We start from the raw sequence: 22,531 nt of genomic DNA on the forward strand, positions 1-22,531 counted from the left end.
GCCAGCCCCTGACTCATTCGAGTTCCCCTGTCATTACCAACCACGCGTCGACGAGAGCGCGTGCCGAAAGCTCTTCGGTCCGATATGTACGAAAACCTCGGTCTAGGCCGGGCGGCCCACCGATCCTGTCGGTAGCTGGGGGGATCTTGTTACCGATTCCCCGACAGGTATGGGGAAATTCCCCTAATGTCCACCTTCCCCCGTAGCTGGGAGTTACCGAAGTTGGGGGAGTTCACCCCGTTACGCGTAACGCGTCGCGTTCCTAACGTGAAAGGAAATTCGAGCAGTGCGGGTCAGCGGGGCCCGCCCATCCAGGGAGACGATTTGCCATGAGCCCCAACGCAATTCTCGAGTTCATCCTCAACCTGCTGCGTGACCACGAGGCCGCGGTGAGTTATTGCACCAATCCGGGCGCGGCCCTCGCCGCCGCCGGACTGGACAACGTGACCCCGGAGGACATCGCGGCCGTCGCGCCGATGGTGGCCGAGTCCGCGCTGGTTGCGGGAGGTTCGCAGCTGTCCGACATCATCGCCGCGGGCGGTGCGACGGGTGCCGACACCGGACTGGCCGGCTCCACCGGGCTGGGAGCCGACACCGGTGTCGGCGCCGACGTGAGCGGCGGCACGAACGGTTCCGCCGCCCTCGGCGACACCGCGGGCGTCAACCTCGGCACCACGGCCGCCACCGGAGTGGTCCTGAACGGCGACACCGCCGCGGGCCTGGACCTGGGCCTGGCGAACAACATCGGTGCGGCGGTCGGCGCGGCCACCGACCTGGGTGCGGGCCTGTCCGCGGGCCTCGGCGGCGCGCTCGGCGTGGCCGGTGATGTCGCCACCGGGCTGGAAACCAACCTGGGCGGCGTCCTCGGTGCGCAGGCCGCCGCCGACCTGACCTCCGCCCTCACCGGCGGCCTCGACGCGGGCGCCGGCCTGCAGACCGGCTTGGCCGCAACCGTCGACGCGGCCGCGGGCCTCGGTGCGGGCCTGTCCGGCGCACTGGATTCGGCGGCCGGAATCCAGACGGGCCTGAACGGCATGGTGAATACCGCGGCCGATCTCGGCGGCCAGCTCGGAACCGGCCTCGGCGCAGGCATTTCCGGCCTTGCCGACGCCGCGGCGAACGTCGGCGCGGGCCTCGGCGCGGGGCTTTCCACGGGTATCGACAGCGCGTTGAACGCGGGTCTGGGCGTGCAGACCGGTCTCGGTGGTGCGGCGAACGTCGGCGGGCAACTCGGAACAGGTTTGGAGACCGGCCTTTCCGGTGCGGCCGACAGCATCGTCGGCGTCGGGAGCCAGCTGGGTGGCGACCTGAACACCGGCATCGCGGGCGGCGTGAACGCGGGCACCGGCCTCAATGCCGGAATCGACAGCCTGCTCGGCGTCGGAACGCAGGCCGAGGCGGGCTTGCAGACCGGTCTGAACGCGGGCGGAAACCTGGGCGCTCAGGTCGGAAGTGGCCTGGACACCGGCATTTCGGGCGTGACCAATACCGCGGCGGGGATCGGTACGGGCCTGCAGGGTGGGCTCGGCGCGGGTCTCGATACCGCGATCGGCGTCGGCGGCCAGCTCGGCACGGGTCTCGACACCGGAGTGCACACCGGTGCGGATCTGGGCGCTCAGCTCGGAAGCGGTTTGGAGACGGGCATTTCGGGTGTCGGCAATGCCGCGGCCGGGGTCGGCGCGGGGCTCGACACCGGCCTGCACACCGGCGCTGATCTCGGCGCTCAGGTGGGAAGTGGGCTGGATACCGGGATTTCGGGCATGGGAAATGCCGCGGCCGGGGTCGGCGCGGGGCTCGACACGGGCCTGCACACCGGTGCGGATCTCGGCGCTCAGGTGGGAAGTGGGCTGGATACCGGGATTTCGGGTGTGGGTAATGCCGCGGCCGGGATCGGGACGGGCGTTCAGACCGGGGTTGGTGCGGGCCTGGATACCGGCCTGCACACCGGTGCGGATCTCGGTGGGCAGCTCGGAAGCGGTTTGGAGACGGGCATTTCCGGTGTCGGCAATGCGGCTACCGGGGTCGGGGCACAGGTGGGGAGTGGCCTGGACGCGGGCGCGCATTCGGCGGTGGGGGTCGGGTCGCAGCTCGGATCGGGCGTGGATACCGGGCTGACCGGGGTCGGGCATGCTGTTGCCGGGGTCGGAACCGGTTTGGACGCGGGTGTTTCCGGCGCCGGGCAGGGCGCGGGTGGTGTGCAGGTGGGCAGTGGCCTCGATGGAGGGGTGCACGGCGGGACCGCGGTGGACACCGGGCTGCACGGAGTCGGCGGCAATCCTTGGGCGGGAGTGGATGTTTCGCAGGCGTTCGGCGGCGGGGTGCACGCGACCGGGCCGGATGCGTCGCTGTTCGGCGACACCACCGCGCACACCGGGGCGGATCTCGGAGCGCACGCCGGCGGGGACATCGTCGGGGACATGCTGCACTCGTAGTTTGAGGGGTCGCTCACCGCGGCTTCGTCGCGGTGAGCGGGTTCTCTCGGAACATGGACGGCTGGAATAGGTTCGGTGAGCAAGCTGTGACGGGCATGGTGGCGGCGAATCCGCTGTTGACGATGGTGTCGGAGACCATCGAGGTGGCGCGGGCCGCGCGTCGCGGGGACCTGGTCGCCAGGCTGGAGACGGTGGCGGGCAAGGTCCGGGATCCGCGGCGGCGGATCGTGGTGGCCGGGTTGGGGAACCAGGGCAAGAGCCGGTTCGTCAACGCGCTCGTCAATCTGGAGGTCTGCCCGGTCGCCGACGACGCGACCACCCGGGTGACCACCGTGCTGTCCTACGGCGAACAGCCGCGCGCGACCGTCGTCGCGGCCGGGGCCGACGGCGGTGAGAACACCCGGGAGCCGCTGCCGTTCGAGGCGATTCCCGCGGTGACCGCGCGCAGCCCCCAGGGCCGCGCGGTGCTGCGGCTGGAGCTGGAAGCGCCCAGCCGGCTGCTCGCCGACGGCATCGTGATGGTCGACACCCCCGGACTCGGTGCGCACGGAACCACCGGCGCGGCAGCCGTTCTCGGTCAGGTCCCGGCGGCGGACGCGGTACTGGTGCTGACCGACGCCTCCACCGAGCTCACCGAGACCGAGGTGGATTTCCTGCGCCAGGTGCGCGAACTCTGCCCGGCGGTGGCGGTGCTGGTCACCAAGATCGACCTGTACCCGCACTGGCGGCAGGTGTTCGAGGCGAACCGCAAACACCTGCGCGCCAACGGGCTCGAGCTGCCGATGCTGCCGGTGTCGGCGGTGCTGCGCGCCCACGCCATGCGCCTGCGCGACGAGGGCCTGGGCCGCGAGTCCGGATTCGGGCTGGTGTTCCAGTTCCTGCGCGAGCAGGTGGTGGCCCGGGATCAGGCGGCCCTGCAGCGCGCGGTCGCCCTCGACATCTCCTCGGCCGCAGAGCATCTGGCCCTCGCGCTGGGTAGTGAGCTGGTGGCGCTGCGGGATCCGGAGCGGGGTGCGGCGGCCATTCGCGAATTGCACTCCGCCAAGGCCGAGGCCGAGAAGCTGCACCGCCACACCGCCGCCTGGCAACAGACCCTCGGCGACGGCATCACCGATCTGGCCGGCGACATCGACCATGACCTGCGCGATCGCCTGCGCGATATCGCCCGCACCGCCGAGGACTGGATCGACGAGCACGATCCGGGCCGGCACTGGGACAGCATGGACGAATGGCTCACCGCCACCGTCGGTTCGGCGGTCGGTGACAATCTGGTGTGGACCGGCACCCGCGCGGTGCGGCTGGCGGAGAAGGTGGCCGGTCACTTCACCGACCTGGGCGCGGTGGACCTGCCCGAGGTTCGCGACACCCTCGACGGTGCGTCGCGCACGAAGGCCTGCACCCTGGCCGATCTGGAACCCGATCTGGGGTTGAGCCACAAACTGCTGGTCGGTGTGCGCGGCTCCTACGGCGGCGTGATCATGGCGGGGATGGTCGGCACCATGGCGGGGATGGCGCTGATCAATCCGCTCTCGCTGGGCGCGGGAGTCCTGCTGGGCGGCAAGGCCTTCAGTGACGACAAGAAGGCCCGGCTGGCCAAACGCCGCGCCGACGCCAAGCTGGCGGTGCGCCGCTATCTCGACGACATAGCCTTCCACACCGGCAAGGAGACCAAGGACCGCCTGCACCGCATCCACCGTCTGCTGCGCGACCACTTCACCGCCATCGCCGACCGCACGTTGCGCTCGATCGACGAATCCCTGCGCGCCGCCCAGGAGGCCGCCAACCTCGAAGCCGCCCGCCGCACCGAACGCGCCACCGAACTCGACCGCCGCCTCCGCGTGGTGGCCCAACTTCGCCACCACGCCAACACCCTCCTCGGCCCCGAGCCCCCTCCCACCCTGGCCCCGAACACTTTGCCTCAGCTCCCACCCGCCGCCGACCGCTGAGCGTGCCGCGCGACGGAGTGCGGCCATAGTGGCCGCGGTCGGCGTGTCCGAACTGGGAATCGGCTGTGAGAGGCGCCCGGATCTGATAACGATTCGGCGCGTCCGGGCGAATGCCAGGCGATGCGTGGAGGTGCGGTGTGCTTCGGAATCGGGAGCCTATGAAGGACGACGCGAGCGGTGTCGGCTACGGGGTGGTGCCGGAGACGCGCGGGCTGGTGGCCGCGGCGCGGCGGGCGCTGGGTGAGCGGCCGCGGGTGCGCGGGCAGCTGGAGGAATGCGCGCGCCGGCTGGACGAGCCGTTGCGGGTGGCGTTGGCCGGCCAGCTCAAGGCGGGCAAGTCGACGTTGTTGAACGCGTTGGTCGGGCAGGACATCGCGCCCACCGACGCGACCGAGTGCACCCGGCTGGTCACCTGGTATCGGAACGGGACCGCGCCGCGGGTGACCGCCTACAGCCCGGACGGGGCGCGCGCCGATGTGGTGGTGCGGCGCGGCCGTGACGCCGAGGGGCTGCCGGGCGCGCACGGGCTCACCTTCGACCTGTCCGCGCTGCGCTGGAATTCGGGGACGCCTCGCGAGGTCGACCATCTCGCGGTGGAGTGGCCGTCGGCCGAGCTGGCGCAGACCACCATCATCGATACGCCCGGCATCTCCTCGCTGTCGCGGGAGGTGTCGGCCCGCACGTCACGGCTGCTCACGCCGGGCGGTCAGGGGCCGGCGCTGCCGCCCGCGGATGCCGTCCTCTATCTGCTGCGCCGTCTCGATACCGCCGACGTCGATTTCCTGGAACGCATCGGGGGCGGTGCGAGCGGGAGTGCCATTGTGCCGCAGGGTTTCTCGGGACCTCTCGGCGTGATCGGTGTGGTGTCGCGGGCCGACGAGATCGGGGCCGGTCGCATCGACGCCCTGCACTCCGCCCGCGATGTGGCCGCCCGCTTCGCGACCGAGCTGGAGCGAACCGGCCTGTGCCAGTCCGTGATTCCGGTGGCGGGCCTGCTCGCCTTCGCGGCCGCGACCCTGCGTCAGCGCGAATACGACGCCTTCGAAGCCCTGGCCGCGATCCCCACCGACGAGTTGACCGCGGCCCTGCTGTCCGCCGACCGCTTCGCCCACCCCGACCTGCCGCTCCCGGTCCCCGCCGAATTGCGCGCCCACCTGGCCGCCCGCTTCGGCCTGTTCGGAATCCGGCTGGCCGTCACCCTGATCCGCCTGGGCGTGCGCGGCTCCCAAGCCCTGGCCGCCGAACTCTCCGACCGCAGCGGCCTGGACGAGCTCCGCACCGTCCTCGATGTCCAATTCGCCCAGCGCGCCGACGAATTGAAGGCCCATTCCGCCCTCACCGCCCTGGCCCGCATCCTCACCGCCAACCCCGGTTCGGCGGCCGACGCCCTGCTCCCACGCGTGCGCACCCTGCTCGCGGACGTCCACGGCTTCGCCGAGCTGCGCCTGCTCGCGCATCTACGATCCGACGAATTACCCCTCCCGCCAGAGGATCTCGCCGAACTCCACCGCCTCATCGGCGGCAGCGGAGTCGCCCCCACCCTCCGGCTGGGCCTGTCCGCCCACACCGATCTGGCGACCCAGCGCGAAACGGCCCTGGCCGCCGTCCAGAAATGGCGCGCCCGATCCCGCCACCCCCTGGCCGACCAGTTCTTCGCCAACGCCTGCCTCACCGCCGCCCGCAGCGCCGAGGGCCTCCTCGCGATCCTCCACGAACCCCCGACCACCCCGTTCGCCCGCGTCCAGCCGCGGGACTGAAGCGGGCGCGGGCCGGGTCACGGTGTGAGTCGGTTGCTGTGGGGGTCTATGAGGATCTTGGCGTGGTGGTCCGGGGAGGTGAGGGTGGTGAAGGCGGTTTCGATGCCGAAGAGGCCGACGGTGCCGGTGATCAAGGGGGAGGGATCGACCTTGCCGTCGGCGATCATGTGGAGGGTGTCGCGGAATTCGCCGGGGTCGTAGCCGAGGACGAAGCGGAGTTCGATCTCCTTGTTGATGGCGGTGGCGGGGTGGAAGGCGTCCTGTTGCATGCAGACGCCGACGACCATCACACGGGTCAACGGCGGTGCGGCGGTGAGGATCTGGTCGATGATGCCGGGGACGCCGACGCATTCGAAGACGATCGGGCCGGAGGGGCCGCGGTCGAGGCTGTGCATGACGCGGAACAGATACCACCACGGGAAGTTCGGGATGCGGCGCAGGCGTTCCATGGCGTCGAATCCGAGATTCAGAACGTCGGAGGCGCCGGTGATGCGCGGCTTCTTCGGCGTTGCCGCCCAGGGCGATTCGACGCTCGGATCGACGACCACGTCCGCTCCGCAGCGGCCCGCGAGTTCCCGGCGGCGCGGGGAGAAATCGCTGGCGATGACGGTGTGCACGCCCGCGGCCTTCAGCATGGCGATGACGGCCAGCCCGATCGGGCCGCAGCCGATCACGAAGGCGGTCTGCCCCTTGGTGATCCGGCTCTTGCGGACCGCGTGCCAGGCCACGGCCATGGGTTCGGTGAGGGCGGCGTGCTCGGGGGACAGGCCGTTGGGGACCGGGAACGTCATGGACTCCTGCACCACGACCTGTTCGGCGTAGCCGCCGGGCGCCTCGGCGGAGAGGCCGGTGAGTTCGGGTTGATGCCGGGAGCGCAGGATGGGCAGCGCCACCACCGGCGTGCCGGGCTTCCAGCGGCGGCGGGTGGCGGGGCCGTATTCGACGATCTCGCCGGTGAATTCGTGCCCCATGACGATCCGCTGGTCGGAGCGCATGAACCGGTCGTAGCCGGTGGCGGCGGCCAGATCCGCCATCTCGTCGCAGTGCAGGCGGGCGTGCAGGTCGGAGCCGCAGATGCCGCAGCGGGTGACATCGATCAGCACTTGGCCTGGCCCGGGGACGAGGTTCGGCAGGTCCTCGACAGTGAATTCGCCCTTGCTGACCACGGCTGCGCGCATGACCGACTCCTCGAAAGCTGGTGACGGTTCGGATTCTTCACCGACGTCGGCCGCGGGTTCAATGAATTCACCGAACCCGCGGCCGTTCTGTCCGATTACCGCCTGGGGTCAGACGGTGACGAGCTCGTCCTCGTCGGCTTCGATCTCGTGCTGCTCGAGCCGGGTTTCGCGCGGCAGCGCCAGGAACCCGACGCAGACCAGCGCCATCAGGCCGATGCCCCACATCATCGTGTAGTCGAAGGTGTGCGCGAAGTTGACGGCATTGGCCTGCGCGCCCGCGTGCCCGAGGACCTGTCCGACACCGGCGTTCATGGCCGGGGTCGACTGGCAGCTGGCCGGCACCACCGACGGATCGACTTCGGCGGACCGATCCCGCACACACGCCCGGAAGCCCGCGAGGATCTGATCCTGCGCCGGACCCGGCACCCCGGTCGTCGACAGCTCGGTACGTGTCTGCGCCGCAACGGAATCCACGCCCCGCGCCGAATCATGGTCCAGCTGTGCGAAGAACAGGATCCCGACCAGCGCCACGCCCAAGGCCATCCCCAGCTGCTGCCCGGTATTGAGCAGCCCCGACGCCGCCCCGGCCTCGCGGTCGGGAATCTGCCCGAGCAGCATGTCGATGGTCGGCGCGACCACGATCCCGAACCCGATGCCGGTCACGATGAGCGGCAGCACCATTTGCCAAGAGGCGAAATCGGATTCGTAGTGCGCGGCCATCGCGCCGTAGAGCCCGAACCCGGCCATGGTCACCAGCCCGCCGCCCAGCAGCACCCATTTGCCGAACCTGGGCGCCAGCACGCTCACCGAGACGCCCGCCCCGATGCCCGCGCCGACCGCGAAGAACACCGAGGTGAGTCCGGCCCGCATGGGCGACCAGCCCAGCCCGGCCTGCATGAACAACGTCCAGATCAGGAAGAAGCCACCGAAGCCGATCCAGAACAGCAGCCAGCTCGCCAGTCCCACGGTGAACGGCCGGGACCGGAACAGCGCCGGGTCGACGAGCGGCGACCCGGTGGTCCGCGACCGCCACCGCTCGTAGACGCCGAAGGCCACGAAGGCCAGCGCGGACGCGCCGATCATGACGAAAGTCCAGGCGGGCCAGTCCAACCGGCGTCCCTCGGTGAGCGGGTACACCAGCAGCAGCACGGCGGACACGGCCAGCACCATGCCGACGATGTCCAGCTTCGGCGCGTGCGCGGACCGCGAGTCCCGCATCACCACCGCGGCCGCGGCCAGCGCCGCGATGCCGATCGGCACGTTCACCAGGAAGATGGGCCGCCAGCCCAGATCGAACAGATTCCATTGCACGAGCAGCCCGCCCAGCGACAGCCCGACCGCGGACGCCGACCCGCCGACACCGCTGTAGACGGCGATCGCCTTGGCGCGCTCCTCCTTCGGGAAGGTGACGCGAATGATGGCCAGAATCTGCGGCACCATGAGCCCGGCCATCGCGCCCTGCACGAAGCGGGACCCGATCAGCAGTGCGGGCGAGGAGGCGACGCCGCAGGCCAGCGAGGCCGCGGTGAATCCGGCGATGCCGACCAGGAACAGGCGTTTGCGGCCGTAGATGTCGCCGAGCCGGCCGCCGGTGATCAGGACCGCGGCGAAGCTCAGCACGTAGGCGGCGATGATCCATTCGATCTCGGAGTAGGCCGCGCCCAGGTCCTTCTGAATGCTGGGCACGGCCACGTTGACGATGGTGACGTCGAGCAGATCCATGAATCCTGCGGCCAGCACGACGGCGAAGGCGATCCAGCGGCGTGGATCGAGGGTGGGGGTGATGTCGGTATCCATTGCGGGCTCTCTTCAGGAATCGGGAGTATCGGATCGACTCCCAAACTATGCACCTGAAGTGATTATCAAGCAATAGGGCAATCATATTTGGGGCATTGATGTAGGCTGGGCGGGTGACCGATGTCGATCCCAAGTACCCGGCGCTGTATCAGAGCCCCGCATTCCTGTTCGGTCAGTTGGGGTCTCGCGCCACCTATCGCTTCACCGAGCTGCTCGCTCCGCTGGGGGTCAAGCCCGCGCATCACGGCACGCTGCGGATCCTCGAGGTCAATGACGGTCAATCCCAGCAGCAGCTCTGCGAGGCGCTTGGCATCCACCGCAATGTGATGGTCGGGCTCGTCGACGAGCTGGAGAAGCGTGGCCTGGTGGAGCGCCGCCGGCATCCGGTCGACCGGCGCGCCCACGCCGTGCACCTGCTGCCCGCCGGACGTGAAATGCTCTCCCGCACGAGCGAGATCGCGCGCGGGCTGGACGCCGAGATGCTGGCGGCGCTCGATCCGGCGGAGCGAACCGTCATGCTCGCGCTGTTGCAGCGCACCGCGGACGGTAATGGCCTGACACCCGGAATACATCCGGGTCTGATGGGCGATCAGGGCCCGGAGTGTGTGACATAGCTCACCGACCGCTTCGGTCACAGCCGGTCGGGGCGTGTGTCCAACCAGGTGTAGGCAATTCACCCGGAAGGACACCACGATGGCCACCATCGACGTTCTGGACTCGTTCATCAACTACATCGACACCGACCCCGGCCGCGCCGGGATCCCCGTCGTCTTCCTGCACGGCAACCCCACCTCGTCCTACCTGTGGCGCAATGTGATTCCGCAGGTGAGCGGTGAAACCCGCGTCCTGGCACCGGATCTCATCGGCATGGGCGGCTCCGGCAAGCCCGAGAGCGACTACCGCTTCGTCGACCACGCCCGCTACCTGGACGCCTGGTTCGACGCCCTGGGCCTGGACCAGGTCGTGCTCGTCGGCCACGACTGGGGTGGCGCACTCGGCATGGGTTGGGCCGCACGGCATCCCGGGCGGGTGCGCGGCATCGCCGTCGTGGAGACCTTCCTGCGCCCGTTGCACTGGTCGGACCTGCCGCCGCAGGGCGAGCAGCTGTTCCGCCGGTTCTGGTCGCCGGAGGGGGAGAAGATGGTGCTCGAGGACAATCTGTTCATCGAATTCAACCTGCCCACCGCCATTCCCACCCTGACCGCCGAGGCGCACGACGCCTACCGGGCGCCGTACCCGACCCCGGAGTCGCGCAAGCCGATGCTGGCGTGGCCGCGGGAATTCCCGATCATCGGCGAGCCCGGGGAGACCGTCGCGATCGTCGAGAACTACGACCGCTGGATGGCGTCCACCCCCGGCGTGCCCAAGCTGATCATGCACGTCGACCAGGGCGTCGGCCTGGGCTCGCCGGAGGTGGTGCGCTGGGCCGCCGAGACCTTCGCGTCGGCGGAGACCGTGAACATCGGCCCGGCGGGTCACCACTGCCCGGAGGAGCAGCCGGACGCGATCGGACAGGCGGTGGCGGACTGGGCTCGCCGCCACGCGCTGCTCACCACCCCGGCCGTCGCCTGAACGGCCGGATCGCACGCCGGGGAGGTTCGACCGGTTAGCCTGGATTCGCCGTGGCAGGGCTGATCGCGGGGCGAGAGACACCTCGCCCCGCGATCCCTATCCGCCCCGATGTGCCCGGGGTTGCGCCGTTTCCCGATTTCGCGCCGGGCGTATCCGATTGCGCATGCGGCGGTTCCGGCCCAAGCTGGCTCAATGCACAGCGAATCGGGCAGCGCCGGAGACGAGTTCGACACCCTCGCGGGCTCGGACACGCCTCCTGACGACGGGGACCGTGAGCTGGTGGCCCGCGCTGTCGCCGGCGACCGCGACGCGGTCTCGGCAATCGTCCGGCTGCTGCAGGATCCGATCTACCGGCTGGCGTTGCGGATGGTCTGGCGGCCCGCCGACGCCGAGGACGCCACCCAGGAGATTCTGCTGCGGGCGGTCGGCCATCTCGACAGCTTCCGGGGTGAGGCCCGGCTGACCACGTGGGCCTACCGGATCGGCGTCAACTACCTGCTGAACCTCGAGCGCCGGACGCCGCAGGAGGCGCGGCAGCTCAGCCTCGACGAGTACGGCGAGGGCTTGAAAGACGGTCTGGCGGAGGAGGATTACCGCGGACCGGAGGCCGCGCTGCTCACCCGTGAAACGCGCTTGAACTGCACACAGGCCATGCTGCAGTGCCTGAGCCGCGACGAGCGGGTCGCCTATGTGCTCTCGGATGTGTTCGAGGTGAGTTCGGACGAGGCCGCCTGGATCGTCGGCGCGACGTCCGCCGCGTATCGAAAGCGCGTGGAGCGGGCCAAGAAGCGGCTCGGCAGTTTTCTGCAATCGACCTGCGGCCTGGCCAATCCCGAGGCGTTCTGCCGCTGCTCGCGGCGGGTCGGGAAGGCCATCGAACTCGGCCGGGTGGATCCGCGGCGTCCGGCCTTCGCGAAACACCCGGTCACCCCGGGCGGGCGCGGTGTCGAGGAGGCCGAGCGGCAGATGGTCCGGCTCCACGATGCCGCCGCCGTGCTCGGCGCGCACCCGGATTACGCTGCGCCGCAGGCGAAAATGGAGGCCATCGCGGGTCTGCTGCGGTCGGGCCGGTTCCCGCTACTGGAGTGACGCGGGCGCCCCGTACTTCTTCTCGTAGGCCCAGGGCGCGAGTTCGGCCGTCACCTCGGTCACGTCCGGAGTGTCCGTGCAGTTCGAACAGTCCAGTCGCACACCGACTTCCCCGCCGCAGCCGGTGTGCCGGTAGGTGACCGGCGGCCCGTCCGGCGCGGCCCAGCGGTCGCCCCACGCGGTGAGCGCGACGATGACCGGCTTCAGGTCGAGTCCCTTGGCGGTGAGCAGGTATTCGGTGTGGCCGGTGTCGGTGCGCTGCTCGAACAGGCCGGCCTCCACGAATTCGGCCAGCCGTTTGGTGAGGATGTTCGGCGCGATGCCGAGGCCGCGCTGGAACTCGGTGAACCGGGTCGTGCCCGCGAACATGGCATTGCGGATGATCAGCAGGCTCCAGCGTTCGCCCACGATCTCGAGCGTGCGCGCGGCCGAGCAGACCTCCCCCTCGTACATGCGTCCCAACATGACTCCAGATTGGCGGAATCGCTTGTGTGATGCAAGCAAGGCCGCTATCGTCATGCAAGTAGAAAAGGCAGGCAAATACCTGCCTGACAATCCGCATCGATCCTGAGAATCGATCCTGAGAAACGGGAACCGTCATGAACGATCAGAACTTCACCGTCAGCGTCACCATCGACCGCGGCCCCGCCGAGGTCTTCGCCGCCGTTCTCGACCCCCGTGGCTGGTGGGGAGCCGACATCGAGGGCGATACCGAGAAGGCGGGCGACATCTTCGACTACGAGGTCCCCGGCGTGCACCGCTGCCGGATCGAGTTGACCGAAGTGGCGCCCGACCGGAAGGTCGTCTGGCTGGTCCGGGAGAACCGCATGTCCTTCATCTCGGACCAGACCGAATGGGTGAACAACGAGATCCACTTCGACATCGCCGAAACCGACGGTGGCACCGAACTCCGCTTCACTCAGATCGGTCTGGTGCCCGCCAACGAGTGCTACGAGGCCTGCAGCCCGGCGTGGACCTACTACGTCACCCAGAGCTTGCGCGATCTGGCCACTACCGGTATCGGCCGGCCCAACCAGCTCCCCGGCCAGGACGCGGCCATCGCGGCCGTCCAGGGCACGTGGTGACCCGGGGTCGTTTCAGTCCTCGCCCAGCAGGTTTCGCGCGATGGGCACCACCTGTCGCGCGAAACGCTGCACCTGGTCCACGTCGAAGCCGGGCGGCCAATAGATGAAGGTGTCGAATCCGGCGTTGCGGGCCAGGCCGAAAATGATCTCCGCCCATTCCTCCGGTGAGCCGTGAATCGGGTCGGAGCCATGGGGATTCGGGTGCAACGGCCGATCGCTCACGACTCCCGGGAGCGCGGCCAGGCGGGTGATGGTGCGCGGGTCGCGGCCCACCGACCGGGCCACCGCGTCGATCCGCGCATTGGCGTCGGGCCATTGCTCCCAAGGCATCCAGTTCGGCAGTGGCGCCACCCATCCGTCGGCCGCCGAGCCGATCAGATCCAGCGCGTGCGGGCCCATGCCGCCCAGCCAGATGGCGATATCGTGCGCGGGGGCGGGCCCGCCCTCGATGCCCTGCACGGTGTACTCGGTCCCCACCACCGAAACCAGCTGTCCCGGACGCCATTCCGCCCGGATGATCGCGATCCCCTCCGCGAGCGCCATGAGCGCGGCCCGGCCCTTGCGCACCGGCCCGCCCATGGCGATCACGCCGCTCTCGAAAGCCCCTGAGCCCAAACCCAATTCGAATCGACCGCCGCTGAGCAGGTCGAAGGTGGCGGCCTGCTTGGCGATCATGGCGGGGGTGCGCAGCGGCAGGTTCGCGACGCCGGGATAGAGGCTGACCCGCTCGGTGGCCGCCAGGCACGCGCCGATCACCGCGAAGGTGTCGCCGAACTGGGCGTTGTAGGGGTGGTCCTGGATGGCGACCAGATCCAGCCCGTCGGCGTCGGCGGCCACGGCCATGTCGATGACGTCCGGCAGCGCGGCCGCGACGGGCGGGATCGAGATACCGAACCTTGCCTTCATCGAGCCTCCTCACCAGCGGGAATCGACGAGTCGATCATCAGGGGCGACCGGGCCGGTACCCGGCATTTCGGACTTCCGCCCCGCGCCCGGGCGTGTCTGTGGACCTCCCGGGTGGAGGACAATGAACACGTATGAACCAGCGCGAGAACCGGAACACCGTGCGCGCCCTCCTGGAGCGGGCCGGAACCAGCTACGCCACCCAGGCCGGAATCCACCTGTCCGACAAACCCGCACCCCTGTACCAGCTGCTCATGCTGGCCCAGCTGCTCAGTCACCGCATCTCCGCCGACATCGCGGTGAACGCGGCGCGGGAACTCCTCGCCGCCGGATACACCACGCCGCGGCACGTGGCCGACGCCGAATGGGCCGACCTGGTCGCGACCCTCGGCCGCGCCCACTTCGTCCGCTACGACGAGTCCACCGCGACCCGGCTGATCGCCAATGCGGCCGATCTCCTCGCCCACCGATCCGGCGACATGCGCGCACTGGCAACCGAATCCGGCCACGACCCGGCCCGGCTGGCCGCCCTGCTCCAGCAGTTCGAAGGCATCGGCCCGGTCGGGGCCGACATCTATCTCCGCGAGGTCCAGGACACCTGGACCTGGATCCGCCCCCACTTCGACGAGCGTGCCCGCCGCGGCGCGGCCGAACTGTCCCTGCCGACCGACCCCGCCGCCCTCGACCGCCTCAATCCCACCCGCCGCGACGCCGACCTCGCGGCCGCCCTGGTGCGCGTCACCCTCGATCACAGCCTGCTCGACGAGGTGCTCGCCGCGATCGGCTGATTCGGCCGCGTGCCACCGGCTTCGGGCCGATCGGGGCATCTTCACCGGTGTCGATCGAAGGCGCGCGAGGCCGCCCGATTCCGTTTACGATCCCCGCGTGAGCTCCAGATCGTCCGGATCGGCCGGGGATTCGGCCGCGTCCGGACGCATGCGGGCGCGCGACATCGACCGCGTCAACGCGCGGGCGCTGCTGGACGCCGCCTACGAGGAGGGCGAGCTCGGGGTCGACGAATACCACCAGCGCTCCGACCGGGCGCAGCGGGCACAGACTCTTGCCGAACTGCAGCGGCTCATCGGCGACCTGCAGCCGAGCACCAAGACCGTGGATCTCACCTCCTCCGCCAAGCGGCCGCGTCGGCAGTCCGGCGGCTACCCGCCGCGCACCCGGGCGCGCGACACCGACCGCCAGGCCACCTGCGCGCTGCTCGACGCCGCCCTCGCGGACGGGCAGTTGAATGCCGCCGACCACCGCACCCTCACCGAACTCGCCGGTGAGGCACGGACTTTGGGAGATCTCGCCCAGCTCACCGACGATCTGCAGCGTCCCGACCACGCCCCGCCGGATCCCCTGCCGCCCACCTCGCGGCGCGAGAACTGGTTCGCGGCAGGCGTGGCCGCCCTCAGCATCGCGGTGGCCGTCGGTACCTTCGTGGCGGTCGACCAGCCGCCGTCCCACAAAGCCGGGCCGCCCGCGGTGGATATCGGCGTGATCAAACCGCTGGTGCTGCCGCGGCCCAGACTCACCACGGCCGAGGGCCTCACCTACCTGCGGGACGCCTATCGCGCCAAGTTCGGCGACAGCACCGTCGACACCGCCGTCATCTACCCCGACTACGCCGTGATAACCCGTGGGACGCAGGCGAATCGGCAGGTCAACTACACCTATCGCGGCGGTTTCGACACCGGCACCGACCCGCAGACGCGGCCGCCGCAAACCCCCACCGCCGACCTGGCGGCTCTCGACGTGCAGGCCGTCACGGCCCTGGCGGCGCAGGCTCCCGCGCTGACCAAGGTGGACCAGGGCTCGATCGACTACTTCTATGTCGAAGGCGAGAGCGCCGGTCCGATCATCCGGATATACGTGAGCAACAAGGCCAAAGAGAACGGCTACATCGAGGCGACCCTCGACGGCCGTATCGTGCGGACCTCGGTATTCGGGGGATAGGCGAGACCATGGCTGATGCACGCAATCAGGAGCTGCGAGCGCGCGACACCGATCGTGTCGACGCCTGCTCCATGCTCGATGCCGCGCGGGAGTCCGGTGAACTGACCTCGGACGAGCATGCCGAGCGAACCGCGAAGGCCATGGCCGCCAAGACTTTCGGGGAAATCGACGCGATTCTGTCCGATCTGCAGATACCCCGCAATCTGGTGAATTCGCCTGTGGTGCGGGCGAATCGGCGCGGTCCGTCCACGCGGATGCGGGTCGCCGCCGCGATCGTGGTGGCCGCCGCCCTGCTGGGCGCGTTCGCGGGTTGCGTATCCCGCACCACCGCACCGGAACCGCCGCTGCCCGACCCGACCACGGGAGCCGGGCTCGCCAGTTTCGTCGAGGCGTACAAGGAGCACTTCGGCGATACGCGGGTCGACCAGGTGCTGCTCTATCCCTCGTATGTGGTGATCGAGCGCCGCGAAGACCCGACCTCGGGCAGCGATACGTCCATCCACTACGACGGCAGTTTCCGCGCCGGCGGCGATGCCGCGCGCCCGAAGGGCCCGGACACCTTCGACCTCTCGACCCTCGACATTCCGACCTTGGCCGGACTGTTCGCGGGTGCCCCGCGGACCTTGGGTATGCCCAACGGCCGGATCGCCCACGTCGAGATCTCGCACGGTGCCGACGGCAATCCGGAGGTCAGCATCCATGTCGAAGACGGCACCAAGAGCGGCTACCTGACGGTCACCGCGAAGGGTGAACCCAGGTCGATCAACCCGCCCGCCTGATCTCATACTTTTTTTGTGGTGCACGGAATAGATGACGTGCGCCTCCGGTTGTGACTGGTCAGCAAGGTTGAGCGAGTTGGACTCAAGTTCAGGTTGCGCATCGCGGAAAGCGGGTGCAGGATTGAGCCGACCACGCTCAGTGTTACTGGGATGAAGCGTCCGGGGCCTCGCGCCCCGAGTGCTCAAGTACGTCAAACAGGAGGAATCACCATGGCTCGTGCGGTCGGTATCGACCTCGGGACCACGAACTCTGTCATCGCCGTTCTCGAAGGCGGCGAGCCGGTCGTCGTGGCCAACTCGGAAGGATCGCGCACTACGCCGTCGATCGTCGCGTTCGCGAAGAACGGCGAGGTGCTCGTCGGTCAGCCCGCCAAGAACCAGGCGGTCACCAACGTCGACCGCACCATCCGGTCCGTCAAGCGCCACATGGGCGAGGACTGGTCCGTCGAGATCGACGGCAAGGCCTACACCCCGCAGGAGATCTCCGCGCGCACGCTGATGAAGCTGAAGCGCGACGCCGAGGCCTACCTCGGTGAGGAGATCACCGACGCGGTCATCACCGTCCCCGCCTACTTCGAGGACGCGCAGCGCCAGGCCACCAAGGAGGCCGGCCAGATCGCGGGCCTGAACGTCCTGCGCATCGTCAACGAGCCCACCGCGGCCGCGCTGGCGTACGGCCTGGACAAGGGCGACAAGGAACAGACCATCCTGGTGTTCGACCTCGGTGGTGGCACCTTCGACGTCTCCCTGCTGGAGATCGGCGAGGGCGTCGTCGAGGTCCGCGCCACCTCCGGTGACAACCACCTCGGTGGCGACGACTGGGACGAGCGCATCGTCGGCTGGCTGGTCGACAAGTTCAAGGGCACCTCGGGCATCGACCTGACCAAGGACAAGATGGCCATGCAGCGCCTGCGCGAGGCCGCCGAGAAGGCCAAGATCGAGCTGTCGTCCTCGCAGTCGACCTCGATCAACCTGCCCTACATCACGGTCGACGCGGACAAGAACCCGCTGTTCCTCGACGAGCAGCTGACCCGCGCCGAGTTCCAGAAGATCACCTCCGATCTGCTGGACCGCACCCGCAAGCCGTTCCAGTCGGTCATCAAGGACGCCGGCATCTCCGTCGGCGATATCGATCACGTGGTGCTCGTCGGTGGTTCGACCCGTATGCCCGCGGTCTCCGACCTGGTCAAGGAGCTGACCGGCGGCAAGGAGCCCAACAAGGGCGTGAACCCGGACGAGGTCGTCGCCGTCGGCGCCGCCCTGCAGGCCGGTGTGCTCAAGGGTGAGGTCAAGGACGTCCTGCTGCTCGATGTCACCCCGCTGTCGCTGGGCATCGAGACCAAGGGCGGCGTGATGACCAAGCTCATCGAGCGCAACACCACCATCCCGACCAAGCGCTCGGAGACCTTCACCACGGCCGACGACAACCAGCCGTCCGTGCAGATCCAGGTCTTCCAGGGTGAGCGTGAGATCGCCTCGCACAACAAGCTGCTCGGATCGTTCGAGCTGACCGGCATCCCGCCGGCCCCGCGCGGCGTGCCGCAGATCGAGGTCACCTTCGACATCGACGCCAACGGCATCGTCCACGTGACGGCCAAGGACAAGGGCACCGGCAAGGAGAACACGATCAAGATCCAGGACGGCTCCGGCCTGTCCAAGGAGGAGATCGACCGGATGGTGAAGGACGCCGAGGCGCACGCCGCCGAGGACAAGGCGCGTCGCGAGGAGGCGGAGACCCGCAACCAGGCCGAGTCGCTGGTGCACCAGACCGAGAAGTTCATCAAGGACAACGAGGACAAGGTCCCGGCCGACGTCAAGACCAAGGTCGAGGCGGCCATCGCCGAGGCGAACGAGGCTCTGAAGGGCACCGACATCTCGGTCATCAAGACCGCGGTGGAGAAGCTCGCCACCGAGTCGCAGGCGCTGGGTCAGGCCATCTACGAGGCCAGCGCCGCCGACCAGGCCGCGCAGGGCAACGGTGCTTCCGCGCCGCAGTCCGATGACACCGTGGTGGACGCCGAGGTCGTCGAGGAGCCGGAGAAGAAGTGACGAACCAGAACCCGGAACCAACCATCGATCCGGCTGAGTTCGAGGGGCGCTTCGCGGCGACGGGTGAGGTCTTCGAGGCCGCGGCGGATTCCGCCGCGGCCCTCGGGGCCGAGGGTTCTCCCGAAGCGGGCGAGGATGCCCTCGCCGACGCGATCTCGGCCGAATTGGCCGAGCGCACTTCCGATCTGCAGCGTCTGACCGCGGAGTACGCCAACTACCGCCGTCGCGTCGAGCGTGACCGAAAGGCCACCATCGACACCGCCAAGGCGACGGTCGTGAGCGAACTGCTCCCGGTGCTCGACGATCTGGATCGCGCTCGCGCCCACGGCGACCTCGACAACGGCCCGCTCAAGCTGGTCGCGGACAAGCTGGTCGCCGCCCTGCAGAAGCAGGGTCTCGAGGAATTCGGCACGGAGGGTGAGCCCTTCGATCCGACCCTGCACGAGGCCGTGCAGCACGAGGGCAGCGGCGCTGACCCGGTGCTCGGCATGGTCATGCGCAAGGGCTACCGCTTCGGCGACCGCGTGCTGCGACACGCGCTGGTCGGCGTCACCGACGGTGTGGCGGATCTGGCTGCAGGACAGCCGGATCAGACGAACGCTGGCACCGATGCCGCTGGCACTGATTAACCACCTACGGACGCCCCCGGCGTCATCGACACAGAAAGGAGGAGATGCCCGGTGAATCGAGAGTGGCTCGAGAAGGACTTCTACAAGGATCTGGGTGTTTCCTCCAGCGCCACCCAGGACGAGATCAAGAAGGCCTACCGCAAGCTGGCCCGAGACCTGCACCCGGACAAGAACCCCGGGGACAGCCAGGCCGAGGAGCGGTTCAAGGCCGTCAGCGAGGCGAACGCCGTGCTGTCGGATCCGGAGAAGCGCAAGGAGTACGACGAAGCCCGCAAGCTGTTCGCGGGCGGCGGTTTCGGCCGCGGCGGATTCACCCCCGGGGCGGGCTACGGCCAGCCCGGCGGCGGATTCTCCAGCGAGTTCAACCTGGGCGACATCTTCGGGGCCGGTAATGCCGGCGCCGCCGATGGCGGCCTCGGTGACCTGCTGGGCGGCCTGTTCAATCGCGGTGGCACGCGGACCTCGTCGCGTCCCCGGCGCGGTTCCGACGTGGAGACCGAGACGACCCTCGGCTTCCGCGAGGCCGCCCAGGGTGTGACGGTTCCGCTGCGCATGACCAGCCCGGCCGCCTGCACCACCTGCCACGGCAGCGGTGCCAAGCCGGGCACCAGCCCGCGAGTCTGCCCGCACTGCAACGGAACCGGCGTGGTCAGCCGGAACCAGGGCGCGTTCGGCTTCAGCGAGCCGTGCGAGGACTGCCGGGGCACCGGGTCGATCATCGACGACCCGTGCGTCGACTGCCGTGGCTCGGGCATCCAGAACCGGACCCGCACCATCACCGTGCGCATTCCCCCGGGCGTGCGTGACGGGCAGCGGATCCGGCTGGCGGGTCAGGGCGAGGCGGGCCTGCGCGGTGCGCCTCCCGGTGACCTGTACGTCACGGTGCACGTCAGCCAGGACAAGGTCTTCGGCCGCAATGGCGACGACCTGACGGTGGTGTTGCCGGTCTCGTATGCTGAACTGGCGTTGGGCACAACGGTTTCCGTGCCCACCCTGGACGGTCGCGTGGGCGTCAAAGTGCCTCCGGGCACCGCCGACGGCCGGACCCTGCGGGTGCGTGGGCGCGGTGTGCCCAAGCGTGATGGCGGCGCCGGTGACCTGCTGGTCACCGTGAAGGTCGCGGTGCCGCAGAAGTTGGACGACGAGGCCGCCGAGGCGCTGCGGCGCTACGCCGAGGCCGAGAAGACCAGCGGGTTCGATCCACGTGCGGGATGGGCAGGTGCGTAATGAGTTCCGATCCGAAGAAGACCGAGGCCCAGTACTTCCTGATCTCGGTGGCCGCGCAGCTGGCGGGCATGCACGCCCAGACGCTGCGCACCTATGACCGGCTGGGTCTCGTTTCGCCGCAGCGCACTTCGGGTGGCGGGCGGCGGTACTCGGACCGGGACGTGGAGCTGCTCCGCGAGGTGCAGCGCCTGTCCCAGGACGAGGGAGTGAACCTGGCCGGCATCAAACGGATCATCGAACTCACCAAGCAGGTGGAGGAGTTGCAGCACCGGGTGAGCGAGTTGACCGCCGAGCTGGAAAGGCAGCGAGCCTACCGGCCCACGCACCTGACTCCCCAGCCGAGCACGGCTCTCGTGGTGTGGCAGCCCCGAAACCGGCGTAAGCCGCAGTAGGGCAAGAGAACCGGAGAAGGCGGCACCCCGCGCGGCGGGGTGCCGCCTTTGCTGTTCCGAGGAATGTTGCGGGCAATGTGCTGAGTTGCCCATGGGGACTGTGGGATTAGCGAAGTTCTTTGCGTCGGTTAATTACAAACGGACCGGTAGGTTATTGAATACTTCCATTAACGAGTTTTGTCCGTATGCTGCAGGGGAATTCGGCGCAATCGTGGTTGCGGCAGGATCGCTGTTTTCCTGAGTCTTGCAAAACGGATCAGACAGAATCGGCGGCCGGAAGCCCGTGTCTCGCGGCGAGTTCCAGTTGAACAGTTGGTTTTCGACTCAGATACCCCGCAACGTTCATGTTTTCGAGGATAAAAGGGCGTGTTATTGAAACGTCCCGTTCCGTTGCTGGCTAACCTCGCCTACACTTGCTTGGCAACGGCTGCTGTCGAGTGTCCCGCAGCACTTCACTCGCCGGTCACGCCTGCGTTCGATTGCGAAATGGGGTTGTGACACAAATGGATTCGCGGACCGTCGCATTGATTAGAACAACGTTCAAGGCGGTTGCTGCGGAGGATGGTGGCCCCGAGAAGCTCGCCCGATCGTTCTACGCCATCCTCTTCACCGAGTACCCGCAAGTTCGCGACTTCTTCCCCGCCGCCCTCGACGCCCAGCGCGACCGACTGGTCAAGGCCATCGGGTACTGCGTGGACAGGCTGGAGGAACCCGAGCGGCTGCTGCCCTTCCTGGCTCAGCTCGGCCGCGATCACCGCAAGTACGGCGTGGTCGCCGAACACTATGTGGCCGTGGGTAAATCACTCAAGAGCGCACTCGAGGCATACGCGGGCACCGAGATCTGGACCGACGAGGTCGGCCGCGCCTGGGACGAGGGTATCGGTGTCATCGCCGACACCATGATCGCCGCGGCCGAGCAGGAGACCACGCCGCCGGTGTGGACCGGCACGGTGATCGAGCATCGGGAAGTGCTACGCAATCTGGCCGTCGTGCGGTTGAAGCTGGACCAGCCCATGCAGTACGCGGCCGGGCAGTACATGAGCGTGCAGATCCCCTCGCGCCCGCGCATGTGGCGCTACCTGTCGCCCGCCATACCCGCGAACGCCAACGGCGAGCTGGAGTTTCACATTCGCGGCGTCACCGGCGGCTGGGTCAGCCCGGCCATGGTCGGCCACACTCGCATCGGCGAGCAGTGGCTGATCGGTTCCCCGCTGGGTGGTCTCGGCGTGCCGCGCAATACCCGCCGCAAGATGCTCATGATCGGCTGCGGCACCGGCATCGCCCCGCTGCGCGCGCAGCTGATGGCCATGACCGCCCGCCGCTCCAACCCGAAGGTGGACCTGTTCGTCGGCGGCCACTACCCGTGCGACCTCTACGATCTCGAGGTGCTGAGCCAATTGGCCTGCGCCAACAAGTGGCTCAGCGTCTACCCGGTCACCGAATCCACCGAGAACCCGTGGTGGCACTTCGACGACTCCGAGGGCCCGCGCGAATTCCCGGGCCTGGAACCCCGCGTGGTCGGCCAGATCGGCAAGATCGTGGCGAGCCACGGCTCCTGGTCCGATCGCGACGTCCAGATCGTCGGCGCGCCATCCATGGTGCAGACCACCAAGTTCCGGCTCATGGCCGCGGGAACCCCAACTCAGAACATCCGGCACGATCCATTGTTCTGAAGCGGCTCACCCCGTCATTCGCGTGTGCATTCGCCGGAATCCACTCGGGCCCTGTGGATCCCGGCCAATA

General features: G+C 68.8%; 19 protein-coding genes. 15 read left to right on the forward strand and 4 right to left on the reverse strand.

The features are described from left to right. The first annotated feature begins 329 nt into the window (after positions 1–329). From GPX89_RS23225 to GPX89_RS23235, 3 genes are all read left to right on the forward strand, one after another. A complete protein-coding gene (locus GPX89_RS23225) occupies positions 330–2,432 on the forward strand; it encodes an IniB N-terminal domain-containing protein (protein ID WP_157389663.1) in 2,103 nt (700 codons plus the stop codon). 53 nt (positions 2,433–2,485) lie between these two features. Then, positions 2,486–4,378, forward strand: a complete 1,893-nt coding sequence (locus tag GPX89_RS23230) for a dynamin family protein (protein WP_407939472.1) — start codon at positions 2,486–2,488, stop codon at positions 4,376–4,378. 158 nt (positions 4,379–4,536) lie between these two features. Continuing rightward, on the forward strand, positions 4,537–6,135 hold the full coding sequence (locus GPX89_RS23235; protein WP_157389664.1) for a dynamin family protein: 1,599 nt from the start codon (positions 4,537–4,539) through the stop codon (positions 6,133–6,135). 17 nt (positions 6,136–6,152) lie between these two features. Here GPX89_RS23235 and GPX89_RS23240 read toward each other — a convergent pair whose 3' ends face one another. Continuing rightward, positions 6,153–7,313 carry a zinc-binding dehydrogenase gene (locus tag GPX89_RS23240; RefSeq protein ID WP_157389665.1) on the reverse strand — a complete coding sequence of 387 codons (1,161 nt, stop codon included), beginning with the start codon at positions 7,311–7,313 and terminating at the stop codon, positions 6,153–6,155. Between the two features lie 108 nt (positions 7,314–7,421). Further along, on the reverse strand, positions 7,422–9,110 hold the full coding sequence (locus tag GPX89_RS23245) for an MFS transporter (RefSeq protein WP_157389666.1): 1,689 nt from the start codon (positions 9,108–9,110) through the stop codon (positions 7,422–7,424). Positions 9,111–9,223: 113 nt separating this feature from the next. On the opposite strand from GPX89_RS23245, the gene GPX89_RS23250 reads away from it, so the two are divergent. From GPX89_RS23250 to GPX89_RS23260, 3 genes are all read left to right on the forward strand, one after another. Next, a complete protein-coding gene (locus GPX89_RS23250) occupies positions 9,224–9,724 on the forward strand; it encodes a MarR family winged helix-turn-helix transcriptional regulator (RefSeq protein ID WP_328602206.1) in 501 nt (166 codons plus the stop codon). 34 nt (positions 9,725–9,758) lie between these two features. Then, the gene (locus tag GPX89_RS23255) at positions 9,759–10,682 is read left to right on the forward strand and encodes a haloalkane dehalogenase (protein ID WP_328602207.1); all 924 of its coding nucleotides are present in this window, start codon (positions 9,759–9,761) and stop codon (positions 10,680–10,682) included. Between the two features lie 192 nt (positions 10,683–10,874). Further along, entirely contained in the window at positions 10,875–11,771 is an 897-nt protein-coding gene (locus GPX89_RS23260; protein WP_157389668.1) for an RNA polymerase sigma factor, read from the forward strand. On the opposite strand, the gene GPX89_RS23265 is transcribed toward GPX89_RS23260, so the two are convergent. After that, complete coding sequence (locus GPX89_RS23265; protein ID WP_157389669.1) at positions 11,760–12,236, reverse strand: winged helix-turn-helix transcriptional regulator; 477 nt, start codon at positions 12,234–12,236, stop codon at positions 11,760–11,762. The genes GPX89_RS23260 and GPX89_RS23265 overlap by 12 nt on opposite strands. Before the next feature lie 134 nt (positions 12,237–12,370). Between GPX89_RS23265 and GPX89_RS23270 the strand changes: the two genes are divergently transcribed. Continuing rightward, complete coding sequence (locus GPX89_RS23270) at positions 12,371–12,856, forward strand: SRPBCC family protein (protein ID WP_157389670.1); 486 nt, start codon at positions 12,371–12,373, stop codon at positions 12,854–12,856. A gap of 12 nt (positions 12,857–12,868) precedes the next feature. Here GPX89_RS23270 and GPX89_RS23275 read toward each other — a convergent pair whose 3' ends face one another. Next, a complete protein-coding gene (locus tag GPX89_RS23275) occupies positions 12,869–13,762 on the reverse strand; it encodes an LLM class flavin-dependent oxidoreductase (protein WP_157389671.1) in 894 nt (297 codons plus the stop codon). A gap of 131 nt (positions 13,763–13,893) precedes the next feature. Between GPX89_RS23275 and GPX89_RS23280 the strand changes: the two genes are divergently transcribed. From GPX89_RS23280 to GPX89_RS23315, 8 genes are all read left to right on the forward strand, one after another. Next, complete coding sequence (locus GPX89_RS23280) at positions 13,894–14,547, forward strand: endonuclease (protein ID WP_157389672.1); 654 nt, start codon at positions 13,894–13,896, stop codon at positions 14,545–14,547. A gap of 97 nt (positions 14,548–14,644) precedes the next feature. After that, complete coding sequence (locus GPX89_RS23285; protein ID WP_328602208.1) at positions 14,645–15,712, forward strand: DUF1707 SHOCT-like domain-containing protein; 1,068 nt, start codon at positions 14,645–14,647, stop codon at positions 15,710–15,712. An 8-nt stretch (positions 15,713–15,720) separates the two neighbouring features. Then, positions 15,721–16,491, forward strand: a complete 771-nt coding sequence (locus GPX89_RS23290) for a DUF1707 SHOCT-like domain-containing protein (RefSeq protein WP_157389673.1) — start codon at positions 15,721–15,723, stop codon at positions 16,489–16,491. Positions 16,492–16,701: 210 nt separating this feature from the next. Then, positions 16,702–18,540, forward strand: coding sequence for a molecular chaperone DnaK (gene dnaK / locus GPX89_RS23295; RefSeq protein WP_157389674.1), 1,839 nt, complete (start codon positions 16,702–16,704; stop codon positions 18,538–18,540). Further along, positions 18,537–19,169 carry a nucleotide exchange factor GrpE gene (gene grpE / locus GPX89_RS23300; RefSeq protein ID WP_328602209.1) on the forward strand — a complete coding sequence of 211 codons (633 nt, stop codon included), beginning with the start codon at positions 18,537–18,539 and terminating at the stop codon, positions 19,167–19,169. The genes dnaK and grpE overlap by 4 nt, the downstream gene beginning before the upstream one ends. A 51-nt stretch (positions 19,170–19,220) precedes the next feature. Beyond that, complete coding sequence (dnaJ, locus tag GPX89_RS23305; protein WP_328602210.1) at positions 19,221–20,396, forward strand: molecular chaperone DnaJ; 1,176 nt, start codon at positions 19,221–19,223, stop codon at positions 20,394–20,396. After that, complete coding sequence (locus tag GPX89_RS23310; protein WP_157389675.1) at positions 20,396–20,788, forward strand: heat shock protein transcriptional repressor HspR; 393 nt, start codon at positions 20,396–20,398, stop codon at positions 20,786–20,788. The genes dnaJ and GPX89_RS23310 overlap by 1 nt, the downstream gene beginning before the upstream one ends. Positions 20,789–21,291: 503 nt before the next feature. Further along, entirely contained in the window at positions 21,292–22,461 is a 1,170-nt protein-coding gene (locus GPX89_RS23315) for a globin domain-containing protein (protein ID WP_157389676.1), read from the forward strand. Positions 22,462–22,531: the final 70 nt, after the last annotated feature.

Origin of the sequence: Nocardia terrae, assembly GCF_009760405.1 — a bacterium.
GTDB lineage: Bacteria > Actinomycetota > Actinomycetes > Mycobacteriales > Mycobacteriaceae > Nocardia > Nocardia terrae.